Below are 16,102 nucleotides of genomic sequence, written 5' to 3' on the forward strand. Positions count from 1 at the left end.
TGTACGTTTCAGCCATTAGCATTGATGTTTGTTAACCGAGAGGTGAGCAGGAAATTGAACTGAGTTGAATTATTTATTGGTTATAAGCTGATCAGCTAGATGCTTTGGCATATGATGGGTTACTTAAGTGGTGTCAGTTATATCCACAGCTGATCGAGATAGACCTTAGTGAGATGGGGGAGTAATGAGATGGCGAATATTGGCATCGCTTTGGGCAGTGGCGCGGCAAAGGGATGGGCGCATATTGGGGTGCTCAACGAACTGGAAAAAATGGGTATTAAGCCAAACAAGGTTGCTGGCTGTTCGATAGGCGCTGTCGTCGGTGCGGCGTATGCTCAAGATAACCTCGATGATTTACAACAATGGGTTAGTAGTTTCTCGAGCTGGGATGTACTCGGTTTGATGGATTTAAGTTGGCGTAAAGGTGGCCTCATCGGTGGTGAGCGAGTATTTGATGTGATGCAGCAGCACATTGGTGATCTTGATATTGAAAATATGAATTTGCCCTTTGCCGCGGTGGCAACCGACCTTTATAACGGCCAAGAGATCTGGTTTCAAAAGGGAAGCTTACGTCATGCTGTGAGAGCTTCATGTTCAATGCCTGGTATTTTACCGCCAGTAAAAATCGGTGAGCGATGGTTAGTCGATGGCGCTGTGGTTAATCCTGTTCCTATCTCAGTGAGCCGGGCTATGGGGGTCGATTTGGTGATTGCCGTCGATCTGTATGGCCATCGTAAAACGCGACTAGAACAGTTACCTGTATCACTCTCTTCTAGCGATAAGGTGGTGGCGAGCAAGCATGATGCTAACCGTGGCCAAGACGTTGGATTTATGGATCTGTTGGCGCGTGGCCGTGAATATGTGTCGGGGTTAACCGATAAGTTCTCCCTGGGGAATAACAGTCAACCTGGCATGTTGGCGGTGATGTCCCAATCGATGGATATTCTCGAGCAGCGTCACAAGCGTATTCGCTTGATGGGCGATCCACCGGATTTATTGATCACCCCGAATGTTGCAGATATTGGCACTATGGAGTTTCATCGCGCCGATGAAGCCATTGCGGCGGGTGAATTTGCGGTCAAACAAGTGGCGCATATTATCGAGGCAAGATTTGCCGAGCGCCACGAATAAAGTGCCACTATCACGCGTTGTACCAGCTTAACGGAGAGGTGGTAAAAGTGTTTACTGCAGATAGTATAAAACGGCTTAGTTTTTGCTTGGTTGGATTAAACGTTTAGCAGTAGTCGATATTTTGACAATGAATCCAATTAGTAGCCTTCTATCTTCATCCAATAACACTATTGCAGCAGAGGCTTATGGGAACGAGGTTAGTCGTGAACCGCAAAGCCAAGCTAGTTCCATACACAGTGATAAAGTTAGCCTGTCTAATCAGGCCAATGCTGATAAGGCGACGGGGCCAGCGATTGCAGAGGAGGCGGTGTCATTGTCTTCTCGAGCAATGCGCGCTCAAAAAATTGAGGCAATGGCTAAAGATTTCTTTGCCGATGGACAGTTCACCACCGCTCAAATTCCCAAGCTGATCCAGCGTTTGCATCAAGATGGAATTTTGTCTGACAATCAATTAAATCGTTTAAGCTCGGCTGGATTTGATATCCCCGAAACAAGTTCGCATAAACAAAGCCTAATGGATTTCATTAACGAGCAAAAAGAGACCTTGACGCAGACCGATCCCGATAGCGTATTAATGACGGTTCTCGATGATGCCAAGTCAGTATTGAATAATATGGACAGCGTTGATGGGGCACAATACAGTCAAAAAGCGGCTAGAGTGTCGGCACAACTATCGGTATTTATTAATGCTGACGCGCCAATGGAACAGATTGAGAAGCAACAGTGGCAGGGACTAAAGTCAACCATGCAGTTAGCGGCTTCGATGGGAAATTCACAACAGTTTTCGGGACAAATGAACAGTTATTTGGCCTTATCTAAGCGAATTACGTAATTTCTCAACAGTTACCCACAGTTTTTACCAACTTTTTACATTATCTAGCTCTGTTTGCCTTTGCGGTCAAGGCCACTGTATAAGATAAGTGGCCTAGTTTGCAGTAATCTCTTGTCACAAAATTCCATCCGTAAAATCATGATCTGGATCAAGGTACTCTCCCGCAGTTTGTAGCTTAATACACCACATATTGTGCTTTGACGTTATAATTGCACTATATATGGTGTCATTTTAAACGTTACTTGAGGAGATATTAAACAATGCCAGTAGTTATTAAGCGGGATGGTTACCGCACGCCTTTTGACGAAACAAGGATTAGGGATGCGGTCATAGCGGCTGCTCACTCAGCAGGTATTGAAGATGTTGCCTATGCGACGCAAGTCGCGACTCAAGTGACCGAAAAGATGGCAGATGTTGCAGAGGTCGATATTCATGATCTGCAAGATGCCGTCGAAAATCAATTAATGGAAGGGCCCTATAAGTCACTTGCACGGGTTTATATTGAGTATCGCCATGATCGCGATGTTCACCGTGAAGTCAGTAGCCGTCTCAATCAGGATATTCGTGGCCTGGTAGAGCAGAGCAATGCTGCACTGTTAAATGAAAATGCTAATAAAGATTCAAAGGTGATCCCAACTCAGCGGGATCTGCTTGCTGGCATTGTGGCAAAACATTATGCCACTCGCCATATCTTGCCTAAAGATGTGGTGTCTGCCCATGAGGCGGGTGAGATCCATTATCACGATCTTGATTACGCGCCATTTTTTCCTATGTTTAACTGCATGCTAATTGACTTGGCAGGTATGCTTACCCATGGATTTAAGATGGGTAATGCTGAAATTGAGACACCCAAATCGATTTCTACTGCGACGGCGGTAACGGCACAGATAATCGCTCAAGTGGCGAGTCATATCTATGGTGGCACCACGATTAATCGTATCGATGAGGTGTTGGCACCATTTGTGGCAAAAAGTTATGACAAACATTATCAAGTAGCGCTCAAGTGGGGTATTACAGATGCTAAAGCATTTGCGACCCAGCAAACCGAGAAAGAGTGTCATGATGCATTTCAATCGTTAGAGTATGAAGTAAATACCCTGCATACCGCGAATGGTCAAACACCGTTTGTGACCTTTGGATTTGGTCTAGGTACTTCATGGGAATCGCGTCTTATTCAAGGCTCTATGTTGAAAGTTCGTATGGCGGGCTTGGGTAAAAACCGCAAGACAGCGGTATTTCCCAAGCTGGTATTTGCCATTCGTGATGGCATTAATCATAAGGGCGGTGACTGTAACTACGATATTAAGCAGATGGCCCTGAAATGCGCGACCATGCGCATGTATCCAGATATTTTAAATTATGAACAGGTTGAAAAGGTCACTGGCTCATTTAAGACGCCGATGGGCTGCCGTAGCTTTCTTGGTACCTACGAGGAGGATGGTGAGTTAGTCCATGAGGGACGCAACAATTTAGGCGTGGTTAGTCTCAACTTACCACGAGTTGCGTTAGAAGCCGATGGAGATGAAGCTCGTTTCTTCGCGATTTTGGATCAGCGTTTAGTTACCGCGCGTCGCGCATTAGATACTCGTATTGAGCGTCTAGAAGGGGTTAAAGCTCGTGTTGCGCCGATCCTTTATATGGAAGGCGCTTGTGGCATACGTTTACGCGCCGATGATGATATTAGCGAAATTTTCAAAAATGGCCGAGCGTCAATTTCGTTAGGCTATATCGGTTTACATGAAACGGTGAATGCACTTTATGGCAACGAAACTCACCTATTTGATAGCGAGCAATTACGTGATAAGGCCCTTGCTATCATCGAGCATCTAAAAGAAGCAACTGTGCGTTGGCGTGAAGAGACAGGTTACGCCTTTAGTTTGTACAGTACGCCAAGTGAGAACCTTTGTAGCCGTTTTTGTAAGCTAGATACCAAAGCGTTTGGCGTGATCTCAGGTGTGACTGATCGTGGTTATTACACCAATAGTTTCCACCTCGATGTCGAGAAAAAGGTTAACCCGTACGATAAGCTTGACTTTGAGATGCCATACCCAGCGCTGACTAATGGTGGATTTATCTGCTACGGCGAGTATCCCAATATGCAGCATAATATCGAAGCGCTTGAAAACGTATGGGATTATAGCTACAGCAGGGTACCTTATTATGGTACTAACACGCCAATTGATGAATGCTATGACTGTGGTTTTACTGGCGAGTTTAGCTGTACGAGTAAAGGGTTTACGTGTCCTAAATGTGGCAACCATGAACCAAGCAGAGTGTCGGTGACACGCCGTGTATGTGGCTATTTAGGCAGTCCTGATGCGAGACCATTTAATTATGGTAAGCAGGAAGAAGTGAAGCGTCGCATAAAACATTTATAGTTCTTGTATGGCATTTACAGCGATTGTTTGTACGGTAAAAAGACGTCTTAATTGGCGTCTTTTTGCCTGATAAAGGTTTCAATTAATGAATTATCACCAATATTTTCCTATCGATGTTGTTAATGGTCCAGGCACGCGCGCAAGCTTATTTGTGTCGGGATGTGAGCATCAATGTCGTGGTTGCTATAACCAATCGACATGGAACCCTTGCTCTGGGCATCTATTTGACGATGTTATGGTTGAACAGATTTTAACTGATTTAAAAGATAGCCGTATTCATCGTCGGGGTTTGTCGCTTAGTGGCGGAGATCCACTTTATCCGCAAAATGTGGAGGCTATTTTAGCCTTAGTTAAACGTGTAAAAGCTGAATGCCCAACCAAAGATATCTGGCTTTGGACTGGCTATACGCTTGATGAGTTAAATGATGCGCAGCGTGAAGTGCTTAATTATATTGATGTGTTGGTTGATGGCAAATTTGAGCAGTCCCTTGCCGATCCTAGCCTGATATTTCGTGGTAGTAGTAATCAGGTGATCCATCATTTCTCTCAATAGTGGTATAATCCCTAGCAGACAAGCGGGGAGCGTCAATTTTGATGCTTGGTTAACCCGATATTATGGTTATTTTTTAAGGCAAGTTAATGAATTTAAAGCAAGAGTTGCAGCAACTTAATGATCGCTTAGATAAGTGTCGTCGTAAACTAGATGCGGCAGAGAAGCGCGGTGATCAAGCGGTTATTTTACAGTTTAAGCAAGAGATTAATGCTGTAACTAAACAGATTTCCAGTGTAAGAAATCAACAAACACGATTACTTAATCAAAAAGGTACTGATGTAAAATCGCTGCCGTTTAGTCGTGAATTAACTAAAGCTGAACAAGCCGATATGGGTAAGCTTAAAAAATCAGTGCGCGGGCTAGTGGTGGTACACCCAATGACCGCTTTAGGTCGTGAAATGGGACTGACTAAAGTCACAGGCTTTGCCCTTAAGCCATTCTAAACCGTCGTTAATGTTTATTAAGAGTGCGTGAGCGATGTCATATCGCTCAATAGTGACACAGCGTATCCTTATAAACCATTTTTGAGCTTACTCGGTGAAGCAATAACCGATTCAATTAGTCGGCTATTTCACTATCAGCTAAAAACACATAGAATGCTCGCTCTGAGAATTAAAGTCGCTTTCCTGCTTTAGATTTTATTTATCGTTGACGTTTAAAGCTGAGCACGTAGTAAAGGTTATTTCATGTCGATTAAGTATGTCGCTACTTCAAAATTACCTACGCCATGGGGTGTTTTCGCAATGCACGGTTTTGAAGACACTGACACAGGCAAAGAACATGTCGCACTGACATTTGGTGAGTTAGACTCCAATACACCTATTCTTGGGCGTATTCATTCAGAGTGCCTAACGGGTGATGCACTGTTTAGTTTGCGCTGTGACTGTGGTTTTCAGCTGCAAACCGCGATGCAAAATATTGCTGAATTGGGTCAAGGTTTTATCTTATATCTTCGTCAAGAAGGACGCGGCATAGGCTTGTTAAATAAGATCCGTGCCTACGAGCTGCAAGATCAAGGAGCTAATACCGTCGAAGCTAACGAGCGTTTAGGTTTTGATGCTGATATGCGTAAATACGATATGATCAAGCCGATGATGGACAAAATTGGTGTTCATCAGGTTAAGTTGATGACTAACAATCCTCGTAAGGTCAAAGCAATGAAAGAGCTGGGGATTGAAGTGATTGAACGAGTACCATTACAAGTCGGTAAGAATCGTTATAACGAAGATTATTTAAAAACCAAGTCGACCGAACTTGGTCATATGATGTCCGAATATCATTTTACTGAAGATAAAGGTAGCAACTCTTAATCCCTCGACTTAACTTGTGGCGGCTAGCTTTTAGCTAAGCGAGTCGCTATCGTTTTTAGCTTCTAATTCCTCTGTCAATTAAAGTGTCTTCTCCTATATGCTGATACGCATATTTCTATCAGTTGCCTGCACACTCTCTGGCGTCATTATCTGTATGGCTTTAAGAGGCTAACCTTGATTAGTTTTACTCGTTCTTGCCCCAAATATTGGCATTGACTGAACTTGAATGCTTATCTTCGCTAGTGCTGGATGATGTTGAGACCGGACGGTCCTGCTGCGGCTTTAGCTTTGGCAATGGTAATTTGTTCATCTTTAAATACAGGTATTCAACTTTCTCTCGTGCCCAAGGGGTTTTACGTAAAAACTTGAGGCTAGATTTGATGCTTGGATCATGATTAAAGCAGCGAATATCGATACGCTGACCTAGTTCTTCCCAACCATAATGGTCGACCAAGTCGTTGAGTAAGTTTTCTAACTTTATTCCGTGGAGTGGGTTGTTCGCTTGTGTCATGTCGATCTGTTTATCACTGAAAATTTTGCCAATTATACCAGTTTATCTGAGGTGGATCAGATAAAAAAGAGAGCCATATAGGCTCTCTTTTAGGTTGGAGTGATTATTGGAAGCTTATCTGCCAAGCATCTATGCTACCAGTGTCACGACGGGCGCTGTCTACGGCTTTTAGATTCCAAGTGCCGGCTGAATCAACGCCTGACATATCTACCGTGTAGGTCTTGACTATATTGTCAGCACTTCCGCCAGTGTTATCATGCAAAATCGCGACTTGTCCAGAAGGGCTATGTAACTCCACTTGAAGATCGCCAATATAGGTATGAGTGATATTGACTGTCACACTAACCATTCCTGAATCTCCAGTTCGAACAACGCTTATTGGGCTTTTAATACCCGTTGCGTTGTTGTCTGGGATGGCATAAGTCGTGTTATTGGTATAACTAGCAGCTCCACCGCCACCAGTGTTACCGCCACTGCTTTGCTCTGTGAAGCTAGCCGTTAGGTTGACGCCACTGAATGCGCTATAACCTTGTACCATCACATAGTAAGTGCCCGCCTGCGCTGTACTGATAGGGCATGACTCGCTGTTACCACTTTTCCATGGACGACAATCATATCTGCTACTGGTTGGTGCTGCGCCATACTGTACATACAGATCGGCATCACCAGTACCACCGCTCATGGCGAAGTTTAGATCGCTAGCACCAGCAGGAACATCGATAGAGAAGTGCAGTTGATCATCTTTAGCGCCAGTTAAGTTTGTTTTCGCAACACCATTCACTAATACATTGTCACCGCCTGTTCCTCCACCTGTTCCAGGATCGGTTGGTCCATCACAAGATTCATCAAGGTAGGCTTTGGCTGCAACCGCATTGATAAGACCGTAACCAGTTTTGTCATCACGACCTGCGGTTTCTAGATCTTCAGCTGTCGCCGTCAATGCAGTGCGGACCTGAGCGGCGCTACATTCTGGGTGGAAGCTCCATACTAAGGTTGCCACACCCGATACATGTGGCGTAGCCATTGAAGTACCATTGTAGTATTCGTAATCTTCATTATCAGTGTTCGCCACAGTAACCGATGTGCCAATATGAGCTCTTAGTGCTTGCCCAGTTGCGCGGTCAACCGATACCGATACCATCGGTGCCTCATTGTTGGTGTCCACTAGGAAAGGATTTTGAAGCCCAGGAAGGGTAGCATTACTGAATACGATGGCCGCTTGAGCACCTGCATTGTTACAGGCTTTAACGGCATCAATTTCTGGATAGCTTGTGCCTTGGTTACCGACACGCTCAACCAGACACACTTTACCCGTCATATTACCGCAATTAAAAGTACTGCCAGAAACCGAACATTCGGCCAATTCAGCCGTAACAGAGCCGACTATCGGAGTCCCCACATAGTTACCTGAAGATTGAACGTAGCGATTGTGTGGCACGACGCCACTGGCAAAATATGATTGACCGCCTGCGATGATATTGGCTAAACGACCTTCACCACGAGTCACAGTTGAAAGAATCGCTTCACCAGGACCAGAGATCTCAACTTGGTTGGTATACTGAGAAAATGCCGCGTGATCTTTGTTGTTATCGACAGCTGCAACCGACATTACCGCATCGTAAGATGCTGGATAACTGTGGGTATTATTGCCATCATTACCCGCAGCAGCAATTAATAACACGCCATTGTTAGCATGTGCGGCTAACGCGTTACGTTCAGTGGTACTAGAACTTGCGCCACCTAGACTCATAGTGACAACATTCGCGCCATTATTGACACAGGTATCTACCGCCGACACTAAAGATGATGAATAGCCCCATCCATCGGCATTGAATACTTTAATCACGTGGATGTTGGCATTTTGGTTTGGCATAACACCAACGACACCATCATTGTTGGCGATAGCAGCGATGGTTCCAGCGACGTGAGTACCGTGAGCATTACCTGCACCTGGTTCATACCAGTTAGCGGTACCAGAATTATTGGTACCAGTGACATTATTTCCACTGAGATCGCTATGACTGCGGTCATAACCAGAGTCAATAATACAAATTGTACGGTTACCAGCTTGGCTATCACTCAAGCTAGTTGCACCGACGTAAGTTTGTCCCCAAGGTGTGGTTTCACTTAATAGGCGACGCGGCATATCTTCTTCAACATAGTCAACGTCGGCACGCAGTTTTAATGCTTTTATCGCTTTAGAATCAAGCTGTGCAGAATAAGCGTTGCTGCGGCCAATACGCTTCATCTGCTTTGCTGCAACGCTATTTAGTGCACGGTGATGAGAAAAAACTTCATTTGCACGGGGTTGATAATCAGCAGTTTCAATTGCATTTGAGCTAAGCGCGGCGCTAGCCTGTGCGTTTTTAAATTTAACAATATAGCGTTTTGGCAGTGGTGAAGCGTGAGCTAATCGAGCCGACTCTGCTTGCAGTTGAAGTCCTTTAGAAGGTGCAGCGTTAACGTTAGCCGCAATAGCCAAAGCTAATGCAGATAAAGACATAGCGACCGCAGTTGTTTTTTTAACTGTCATTTTTAGTCTTCCATTTCAAATTTAGAATTAATAATTATTATTAGAGTGTTTTGCAGCGTTACCGCCGTAAAACATGTTACTCGACAGTGAATCTATCTTTTGGTGATGCATTTGTAAATATGTTGTTAAGTGTTGATTTGTTGTCTATCTATCAAGTAGATAGAAATGTATTTATGCAAAAAATACGATATTTGTAGCGTGATTTTAGGGGGTAAATAGTGAAAATTTGAATATTTACTCGATTTTTGTGATTGTTTATTTTTCTGGTTGTGAAGGGGTAGATACTGAAGAGGGCAGATTATTGAAGTATTATCTATCTGTTATTTAAAGTTAATTTAATATTTATTTTAAGAATAACTTATTCTCATAAGTTATATCTGGTTTGGGTTAATCGTTTTATTCAAATGTAACAGGCTGATCAGGTTAAATTTAAGATATAAAAAAAGCACCTTATGGTGCTTTTTAGCAAGGTAATATCTATATCATCAGGATTATTTTTGTCCGGCAAGTTGTTCGTAACCACCACCATTATGGATGTTACTGTAGCCGAGCTCTATTAAACTCGATTGTGCAATACTGCTGCGGCGTCCACTTCGACAATAAACTACAACAGGCTGATCTTTAGCTATTTTTCGTTTAGTAAACTCTGTAGAGATACTCTCATATGGAATATTTACCGCATTATCTAAATGCCCTTGATGGAACTCTTCTGGAGTACGAACATCAATGATGAGCGCGCCATTGTTGATCATCTTCCATGCTGTAGTTTGAGCATCAGTTTCTGCCGCTACACTTGGTGCAGAGAGGCTTACAACGGCTAAAAATAACAGTGCAATAAGCGTGTTAAATTGTTTTACCAGTGTATATGTGGATTTTTCCACGTGAACTCCTTGTTTAACTTTGTTGTTTGGCACGCTCTATCTCAGCTTCGCTCTTAATACCAAGTTTTTTCATTATCATGGCTGCAGGGCAGAAGCCAGTAAAAGCGCTTTGAAATAGATTAGCGCCAACAAAGACAGTAAGCCAGACAAAATTATGATGTACTAATGCAGTGAGTACTAAAGACAGTAACACCATAAAGCCAGCAAAAGCGAAAATACTACGTTCGATAGACATGATTAACTCCTTAAATGGACTGCTTAGTTAGCAGCATTATGTGACAATTTTTTATGCATGACGGCGTAATACAACACTGGGATGACGACTAATGTCAGCAAGGTTGATACGAAAATACCGAAGATCAAACTGATGGCTAATCCATTAAATATGGGGTCATCGAGAATGAATAGGGCGCCAATCATCGCCGCGAGTCCAGTTAACATAATGGGTTTGGCTCGGACGGCTCCAGAGTGGATAACCGCTTGTTCAAATGGGATGCCCGCAGCTGTTTCTTGATTGATAAAGTCGACCAATAGAATTGAGTTACGCACAATTATGCCTGCAAGGGCTATCATCCCAATCATCGACGTTGCCGTGAACTGAGCCCCAAGGAGAGCATGGCCTGGCATCACACCAATAATGGTTAATGGAATAGGCGCCATAATAATCAGCGGCACCGTGTAAGATTTAAATTGACCGACAACAAGCAAATAAATTGCTATCATGCCAACTCCATAGGCAATACCCATATCCCTAAAGGTCTCATAGGTGATCTTCCATTCACCGTCCCAAAGTACTGCAATGCTATCGAGCCCTGAAGGTTGATTAACATAGTGCTGCTCGAAACCTAAGCCGTTTTTATCATCAATCGACGCTGCCATCTCAAACATGCCATAGAGTGGGCTATCTAGTGGTCCCGCCATATCTGCAACGACCATGATCATCGGGATCATGTTTTTGTGAATGATTGGTGCATCAATTTGAGTCTTATTGATATTAACCAGTTCAGATACAGGAACTGAGTTGCCACTTATGGTGTTCAATCTGAGATTAAGTACTTGCTCCAGATCGACTTTGGCGCCCTCATCAAGCTGTAATTTTATAGGTACTGGGGTCGTTTGGTTTGCTTTGTGCAGATAGCTGACCTCTTTACCGCCAATCGATGTTGCGACTAAATCAACAATGTTGCTGTACGGCACACCCAATAGGCTGGCTTTTGAGCGGTCAATATTCACTTGCCACTTTTGCTGCGCAGCGGGTAAATAGATATCGATATCAACAACATCTTGAGTTTGATGGAACAGTTGCTGCAGTTGTAATGCCGCTTGCTCTCTAAGCGCTTCATTTGGCGCATAGACCTCTGCCAAAATGGGCGACCATACTGGTGGTCCTGGAGGCACTTCGACAACCTTAACATTGGCATTGTATTGGGTCGCAATCTGTTGCAGTGACTCTCTTACAGAGACCGCAATAGCGTGGCTATCGCGATGACGCTCAGACTTATCGACCAAGTTAACTTGGATGTCGCCTAGTTCTTGGGTTTCTCGTAAAAAATAGTGTCTAACTAGACCGTTGAAATTCATTGGCGCATTGGTGCCGGCGTACATCTGATAGTTATCGACTTCTTCAACTTGATTAAGCTGTTGCCCCAGCGCTTTAAGCACTTTTTGTGTCTGTTCAACAGGAGTGCCTTCAGGCATATCGACCATCACTTGGAACTCTGATTTGTTATCAAAAGGCAGCATTTTTAAAACCACCAACTGACTAATAGGCAAGGCGATAGCGATAGCGATCAGTAGCGCTATGGCTGCTGCCAGACCTAATCTAGCTTTACGTGCTTGTTTACCGTGAACAAAGGGCGAGATGAGCGTAGTAAATATCTTCACCATTCGTGTTGTAGACGGTTCATCTGTCTCTGGAGCACCGTTGGTGGGTTGATGTTTTTTGAGCAGTTTAGTCGCTAACCAAGGCGTGACAATAAAAGCGATAGCAAGTGAGATCAGCATTCCCATACTGGCATTAATCGGAATAGGACTCATATAAGGCCCCATAAGACCCGACACAAATGCCATAGGCATCAATGCCGCTATCACGGTGAAAGTAGCCAATATTGTCGGGCCGCCCACTTCATCGACAGCGACGGGAATTAATTCGGTAAATGAACGTTTTCCCAGAGCCATATGACGGTGAATATTTTCGACCACGACAATGGCATCATCGACCAATATCCCGATGGAGAAGATGAGGGCAAATAGTGAGATCCGATTAAGCGTAAAGCCCCAAGCCCATGAAGCAAATAGGGTGATCGCTAAGGTAATAATAATGGCGATACCAACTACGATAGCTTCACGTAGGCCCATCGCTAAGAACACTAAGATGACAACGGCAGAGGTGGCAAATACTAGCTTTAAAATCAGGGTATTGGCTTTATCGCCTGCTGTCTTACCATAATTTCGCGATACGGTGACCTCAACATCGTTAGGTATTAAGATGTTATCGACTTTATCGAGACGATCTAATATCGCATTGGCGACGTCGACCGCATTTTCGCCAGGTTGTTTGCCAATGGCGACGGTGACCGCAGGAAAAGTTCCCTGTTTGTCGCTGTGCCAAGCATTTTTGGTTGGAATATCTGTATTGAGGCTAACGCTTGCGATATCAGCGAGATAGACTGGCGCACTCTTGCCCGATTCATCTTGGTATACGGCGACAACGAGTTGCTCAACCTCTTGTTGAGATTGTAAAAATTGGCCGGTTTGTATTTTTATCTCTTGGTTATCTTGAATTAGCGAAACAGGCATAGAGACGTGATTGTTGCTCGCAAGGCTGTTGCTAATGTCATCATAGGTTAGGCCATAAAAGCTCATTTTTGCCGGATCGATACGGACATTCAGACTAACGTCATGGCGTCCAACACTATAGATCTCACGTGTGCCAGGAATGCGTTTGAGTTCGGTTTCCAATCCTTTGGCGATATGAGTCAATTGTTCTGCCGAGGTCTCGGTCGATTTTGACCATAAGGTTAGGCTGACAATGGGCACATCATCAATACCACGGGGTTTGATTTGTGGTTCGCCGACGCCAGCCTGGGTCGCGACCTTATCCATATTGGAATAGACCTGATTATACAGTTTGACGATCGCTTCGTTGCGGGGAATACCCACTTCAAAAATGGCGATTAGCAGTGCGCCATCGGGTTGAGAGAATGAGTAGAGGGTGTCTACGCCTTTTATTTGCGACAGCACTTGCTCCATCGGCAGGGTAACTAGTTGTTCAACTTCGCTAGGCGTTGCGCCAGGGAAGGGGATAAAGACATCAGCAAAGGTGACATCGATTTGTGGCTCTTCCTCTTTTGGGGTGACCAATACGGCAAACAGGCCAAGTAATAACCCAAGGAGTGCTAGTAAGGGCGTTATTGCACTCAACTGGAAAAGGGCGGCTATACGGCCAGAAAAACCCAGTTTTGTCGTTTGTTTATCGCCATTATGCATTTGTTGCGAGCTCATTTTATTTGCGACTCCTAAAAAGCGATCAAATCTACTATTTATTGATATTAAGCAGTACGTTATAAGCATCTTTTGCGATAACATCGCCAGCATTTAGCCCAGAGAGTACGTCATAACTATCATCGTGTTCGGCACCTAATCGGATCTGATTGAGTAGGAATGTTCCTTGTTGCTGTAAATAAACGGCACAGATCTCATTTTGAAAAATAATGGCTGATTTTGGTATGACCATAGTGCTGCGTTGACCTGCAACAAATTTGGCTTTGACCCACATTCCTGGCATTAAATTGGGTAGACCTTGGGGAAGAGCTATCCGAGTCTTATAGCTATGACTTTTGGGGTCGGCAAAAGAGAAGATGGTTAATGCTTGTGACTTAATTTTGTGTTGATCATTGAGTGTTAATTCAATATCTGGCTGCGCTCTGAGAGCGTCGATATACCGCAGTGGTACATGGGTAACGGCTCGCATTTGATCGGTAGAGAATCCACTTAATAGTGGCTGTCCTGGAGCGACCGTTTCACCAACTTCAACAAAACGTTGGGTGACTACGCCTGCAAATGGTGCACTAACGCTGGTATATTTGACCGACTCATTGGCCTGAATAATGCGTGCTTTTGCAGCACTTACTGCTTGTGCGGTCGACTTTGCATTGGCAATGGCTTGATCCATGTCGCCTTGTGATATTGCGCCTTTAGGAAAAAGTTCTTCATAACGTTTACGCTGCTTTTGTGCTTCCTCATTTTGTGCAAGCGCTCTAGCGTAATCGGCTTCGGCCGCCGCTAGCTCTGCACCTTGGGCGATACTTGTAATTTCTAATAGCGCCGCACCTTGAGGCACAATATCGTTCACATCGTAATTGATTTTTAGGATGCGTCCAGAGGTTTGCGCCGATACCGTCGCGGCCTTAACTGACTCAAGCTGTGCATCAAGGGTGATCCATTGCGGCAACTGTTGAGGATTAACGGTAATGGTTTTTATGGGCTCTGCAGATGCAAATAGACTGCAAATAGAGAGAATAAAACCAACTGATAATGGGTGTTGAATACGCATAAGACTGACGACCTCCAAAAACTTCATAAGAAAATTCTAATGGACTTTTGAAACGAGTGCAATCATTTATTAGAAAAAAGTGATGAATAAGGGTGCCAGCGTCCTTATTCACCGATATGAGATAATCATGCTAACAGTTAATCATTTAAGTAATAGGTCAGGGTTGAGACTATCCTGACTTTTTTGATATTGGGTGTGTTGCTATCACGATCATTAATGGTGAATTGTCCTTGGGATGCACTCTTTATCTTGCCCAGTTTTGATTGAGAGTCGATGGCAAATTTTTCTGCGGTTTGACGTGCATTTTCGGTCGCTGATTGCACCATCTTAGGCTTAATGCTATTGAGTTGGGTAAATAGAAACTCGGTACGGCCGTTATAATCTTGATTGGAGATGACGATTCCTTCTTTTGCAAGATCGAGTAAATTGCGTTGCATACTGAGTAATAATTTAACTCTTTTGGTATAAAGTGAAATGGTTACTTGGGCAGCATAGCGATAACGAACATTAGGGTCGACATAACCTTGAGCCTGGCGATCTTGGATGGAGGGCAAAGAACTGGAGATCTCTTCAGTAGTGAAGCCTTGTTTGATTAAAAATGCGACCACTTTATCGGACTTGTCCTGAACATTCTTATATAAGCTATTGAGATCGTTGTCGACTTCTGTAAACCGAATTGGCCAAATAGCGGTATCGGCATCAACTTCTAGCTCGGCAAGACCTTTAACCGTTACGGTACGTTCCATTGCACGAATGGTCACCAAACTTTTACCTATGCTGTTACCGAGTAGATATAGTCCACCGCAGATGAATAATCCCAGTAGGATAGTTGCAAGTGATTTATGCATGAGAGAGCGTCCAAGTTGCTTTTAAACCAATAGCATATGCTTGTTAACTTGATTTTTCTAGGTTAGTTTCAGGGCCTTTTAGTATCGCTCATGGTGTTTCGCTAGCTTGCCATAATTCGACTTTATTACCATCGGGATCAACAAACCAACCAAAGCGACCAAACTCTGACTCTTCTGTTTCTGCAATGACTTGTGCACCGCCATTTCTTACCTGTTCTAGCGCGCCGTCTAGATCATCGACAATTAAATTAAACATAAAAGATTTTTCAGAGGGATGAAGGTAATCTGAATCAGCCGACATCGGCGTCCAAACACTGTAGCCCGAAGCTGCGGTCGGCATGAGATTATTCAGATAGAAGGCGGCACCGCCCCAGTTTTCGACAGGTATTTGAAGGTGGGTCTTGTACCACAGCGCCAATGCGTTGGGATCTTCGCTTTTAAAGAATATGCCACCGAGTCCAATTACTTTAGCCATTATCAATTCGATCACAGTTAATTTGTATATTAACTGTAGGAAAGATTTCGTATAAGTACAAAAAAGCCACACATGATGTGTGGCTTTTAACTTCA

Annotated in this window: 14 protein-coding genes; 6 read left to right on the forward strand and 8 right to left on the reverse strand. The window is 43.9% G+C overall.

What is annotated here, in order from left to right; all coding sequences use genetic code 11:
* The first annotated feature begins 189 nt into the window (after positions 1 to 189).
* From rssA to ribA, 6 genes are all read left to right on the forward strand, one after another.
* Positions 190 to 1,131: a patatin-like phospholipase RssA gene (rssA, locus tag K0I62_RS06955; protein WP_220070748.1), complete on the forward strand. Its 942-nt coding sequence runs from the start codon at positions 190 to 192 to the stop codon at positions 1,129 to 1,131.
* A 127-nt stretch (positions 1,132 to 1,258) separates the two neighbouring features.
* Positions 1,259 to 1,963 (forward strand): hypothetical protein, encoded by a 705-nt coding sequence (locus K0I62_RS06960; protein WP_220070749.1) that lies wholly within the window; start codon positions 1,259 to 1,261, stop codon positions 1,961 to 1,963.
* 260 nt (positions 1,964 to 2,223) lie between these two features.
* Positions 2,224 to 4,341 (forward strand): anaerobic ribonucleoside-triphosphate reductase, encoded by a 2,118-nt coding sequence (gene nrdD / locus K0I62_RS06965; protein ID WP_220070750.1) that lies wholly within the window; start codon positions 2,224 to 2,226, stop codon positions 4,339 to 4,341.
* Positions 4,342 to 4,426: 85 nt separating this feature from the next.
* Positions 4,427 to 4,894 carry an anaerobic ribonucleoside-triphosphate reductase-activating protein gene (gene nrdG / locus K0I62_RS06970; RefSeq protein WP_220070751.1) on the forward strand — a complete coding sequence of 156 codons (468 nt, stop codon included), beginning with the start codon at positions 4,427 to 4,429 and terminating at the stop codon, positions 4,892 to 4,894.
* An 86-nt stretch (positions 4,895 to 4,980) separates the two neighbouring features.
* Positions 4,981 to 5,337, forward strand: coding sequence for a YibL family ribosome-associated protein (locus K0I62_RS06975; protein ID WP_220070752.1), 357 nt, complete (start codon positions 4,981 to 4,983; stop codon positions 5,335 to 5,337).
* 243 nt (positions 5,338 to 5,580) lie between these two features.
* A complete protein-coding gene (gene ribA, locus K0I62_RS06980) occupies positions 5,581 to 6,204 on the forward strand; it encodes a GTP cyclohydrolase II (protein WP_220070753.1) in 624 nt (207 codons plus the stop codon).
* 184 nt (positions 6,205 to 6,388) lie between these two features.
* Here ribA and K0I62_RS06985 read toward each other — a convergent pair whose 3' ends face one another.
* From K0I62_RS06985 to K0I62_RS07020, 8 genes are all read right to left on the reverse strand, one after another.
* A complete protein-coding gene (locus K0I62_RS06985; RefSeq protein WP_220070754.1) occupies positions 6,389 to 6,715 on the reverse strand; it encodes a VF530 family protein in 327 nt (108 codons plus the stop codon).
* A gap of 103 nt (positions 6,716 to 6,818) precedes the next feature.
* Complete coding sequence (locus K0I62_RS06990) at positions 6,819 to 9,248, reverse strand: S8 family serine peptidase (protein WP_220070755.1); 2,430 nt, start codon at positions 9,246 to 9,248, stop codon at positions 6,819 to 6,821.
* A gap of 491 nt (positions 9,249 to 9,739) precedes the next feature.
* On the reverse strand, positions 9,740 to 10,129 hold the full coding sequence (locus K0I62_RS06995; RefSeq protein ID WP_220070756.1) for a rhodanese-like domain-containing protein: 390 nt from the start codon (positions 10,127 to 10,129) through the stop codon (positions 9,740 to 9,742).
* A 13-nt stretch (positions 10,130 to 10,142) separates the two neighbouring features.
* Entirely contained in the window at positions 10,143 to 10,364 is a 222-nt protein-coding gene (locus K0I62_RS07000) for a YgaP family membrane protein (RefSeq protein ID WP_220070757.1), read from the reverse strand.
* A gap of 23 nt (positions 10,365 to 10,387) precedes the next feature.
* A complete protein-coding gene (locus K0I62_RS07005) occupies positions 10,388 to 13,633 on the reverse strand; it encodes an efflux RND transporter permease subunit (protein WP_258405102.1) in 3,246 nt (1,081 codons plus the stop codon).
* A gap of 34 nt (positions 13,634 to 13,667) precedes the next feature.
* On the reverse strand, positions 13,668 to 14,711 hold the full coding sequence (locus K0I62_RS07010; RefSeq protein WP_258405103.1) for an efflux RND transporter periplasmic adaptor subunit: 1,044 nt from the start codon (positions 14,709 to 14,711) through the stop codon (positions 13,668 to 13,670).
* A gap of 110 nt (positions 14,712 to 14,821) precedes the next feature.
* A complete protein-coding gene (locus tag K0I62_RS07015; protein ID WP_220070758.1) occupies positions 14,822 to 15,532 on the reverse strand; it encodes an SIMPL domain-containing protein in 711 nt (236 codons plus the stop codon).
* 88 nt (positions 15,533 to 15,620) lie between these two features.
* On the reverse strand, positions 15,621 to 16,007 hold the full coding sequence (locus K0I62_RS07020) for a VOC family protein (RefSeq protein WP_220070759.1): 387 nt from the start codon (positions 16,005 to 16,007) through the stop codon (positions 15,621 to 15,623).
* Between the last annotated feature and the right edge of the window lie 95 nt (positions 16,008 to 16,102).

Origin of the sequence: Shewanella psychrotolerans (assembly GCF_019457595.1) — a bacterium.
Lineage (GTDB): Bacteria > Pseudomonadota > Gammaproteobacteria > Enterobacterales > Shewanellaceae > Shewanella > Shewanella psychrotolerans.

Bases quoted from the DNA above. Each gene is read 5' to 3' on its own strand.
- K0I62_RS07020 (WP_220070759.1), bottom strand. From the start codon at position 16,007: ATGGCTAAAGTAATTGGACTCGGTGGCATATTCTTTAAAAGCGAAGAT.
- rssA (WP_220070748.1), top strand. From the start codon at position 190: ATGGCGAATATTGGCATCGCTTTGGGCAGTGGCGCGGCAAAGGGATGG.
- K0I62_RS06985 (WP_220070754.1), bottom strand. From the start codon at position 6,715: ATGACACAAGCGAACAACCCACTCCACGGAATAAAGTTAGAAAACTTA.
- K0I62_RS06975 (WP_220070752.1), top strand. From the start codon at position 4,981: ATGAATTTAAAGCAAGAGTTGCAGCAACTTAATGATCGCTTAGATAAG.
- K0I62_RS07000 (WP_220070757.1), bottom strand. From the start codon at position 10,364: ATGTCTATCGAACGTAGTATTTTCGCTTTTGCTGGCTTTATGGTGTTA.
- K0I62_RS07010 (WP_258405103.1), bottom strand. From the start codon at position 14,711: ATGAAGTTTTTGGAGGTCGTCAGTCTTATGCGTATTCAACACCCATTA.
- K0I62_RS06960 (WP_220070749.1), top strand. From the start codon at position 1,259: ATGAATCCAATTAGTAGCCTTCTATCTTCATCCAATAACACTATTGCA.
- K0I62_RS07005 (WP_258405102.1), bottom strand. From the start codon at position 13,633: ATGAGCTCGCAACAAATGCATAATGGCGATAAACAAACGACAAAACTG.
- nrdG (WP_220070751.1), top strand. From the start codon at position 4,427: ATGAATTATCACCAATATTTTCCTATCGATGTTGTTAATGGTCCAGGC.
- ribA (WP_220070753.1), top strand. From the start codon at position 5,581: ATGTCGATTAAGTATGTCGCTACTTCAAAATTACCTACGCCATGGGGT.
- K0I62_RS07015 (WP_220070758.1), bottom strand. From the start codon at position 15,532: ATGCATAAATCACTTGCAACTATCCTACTGGGATTATTCATCTGCGGT.
- nrdD (WP_220070750.1), top strand. From the start codon at position 2,224: ATGCCAGTAGTTATTAAGCGGGATGGTTACCGCACGCCTTTTGACGAA.
- K0I62_RS06990 (WP_220070755.1), bottom strand. From the start codon at position 9,248: ATGACAGTTAAAAAAACAACTGCGGTCGCTATGTCTTTATCTGCATTA.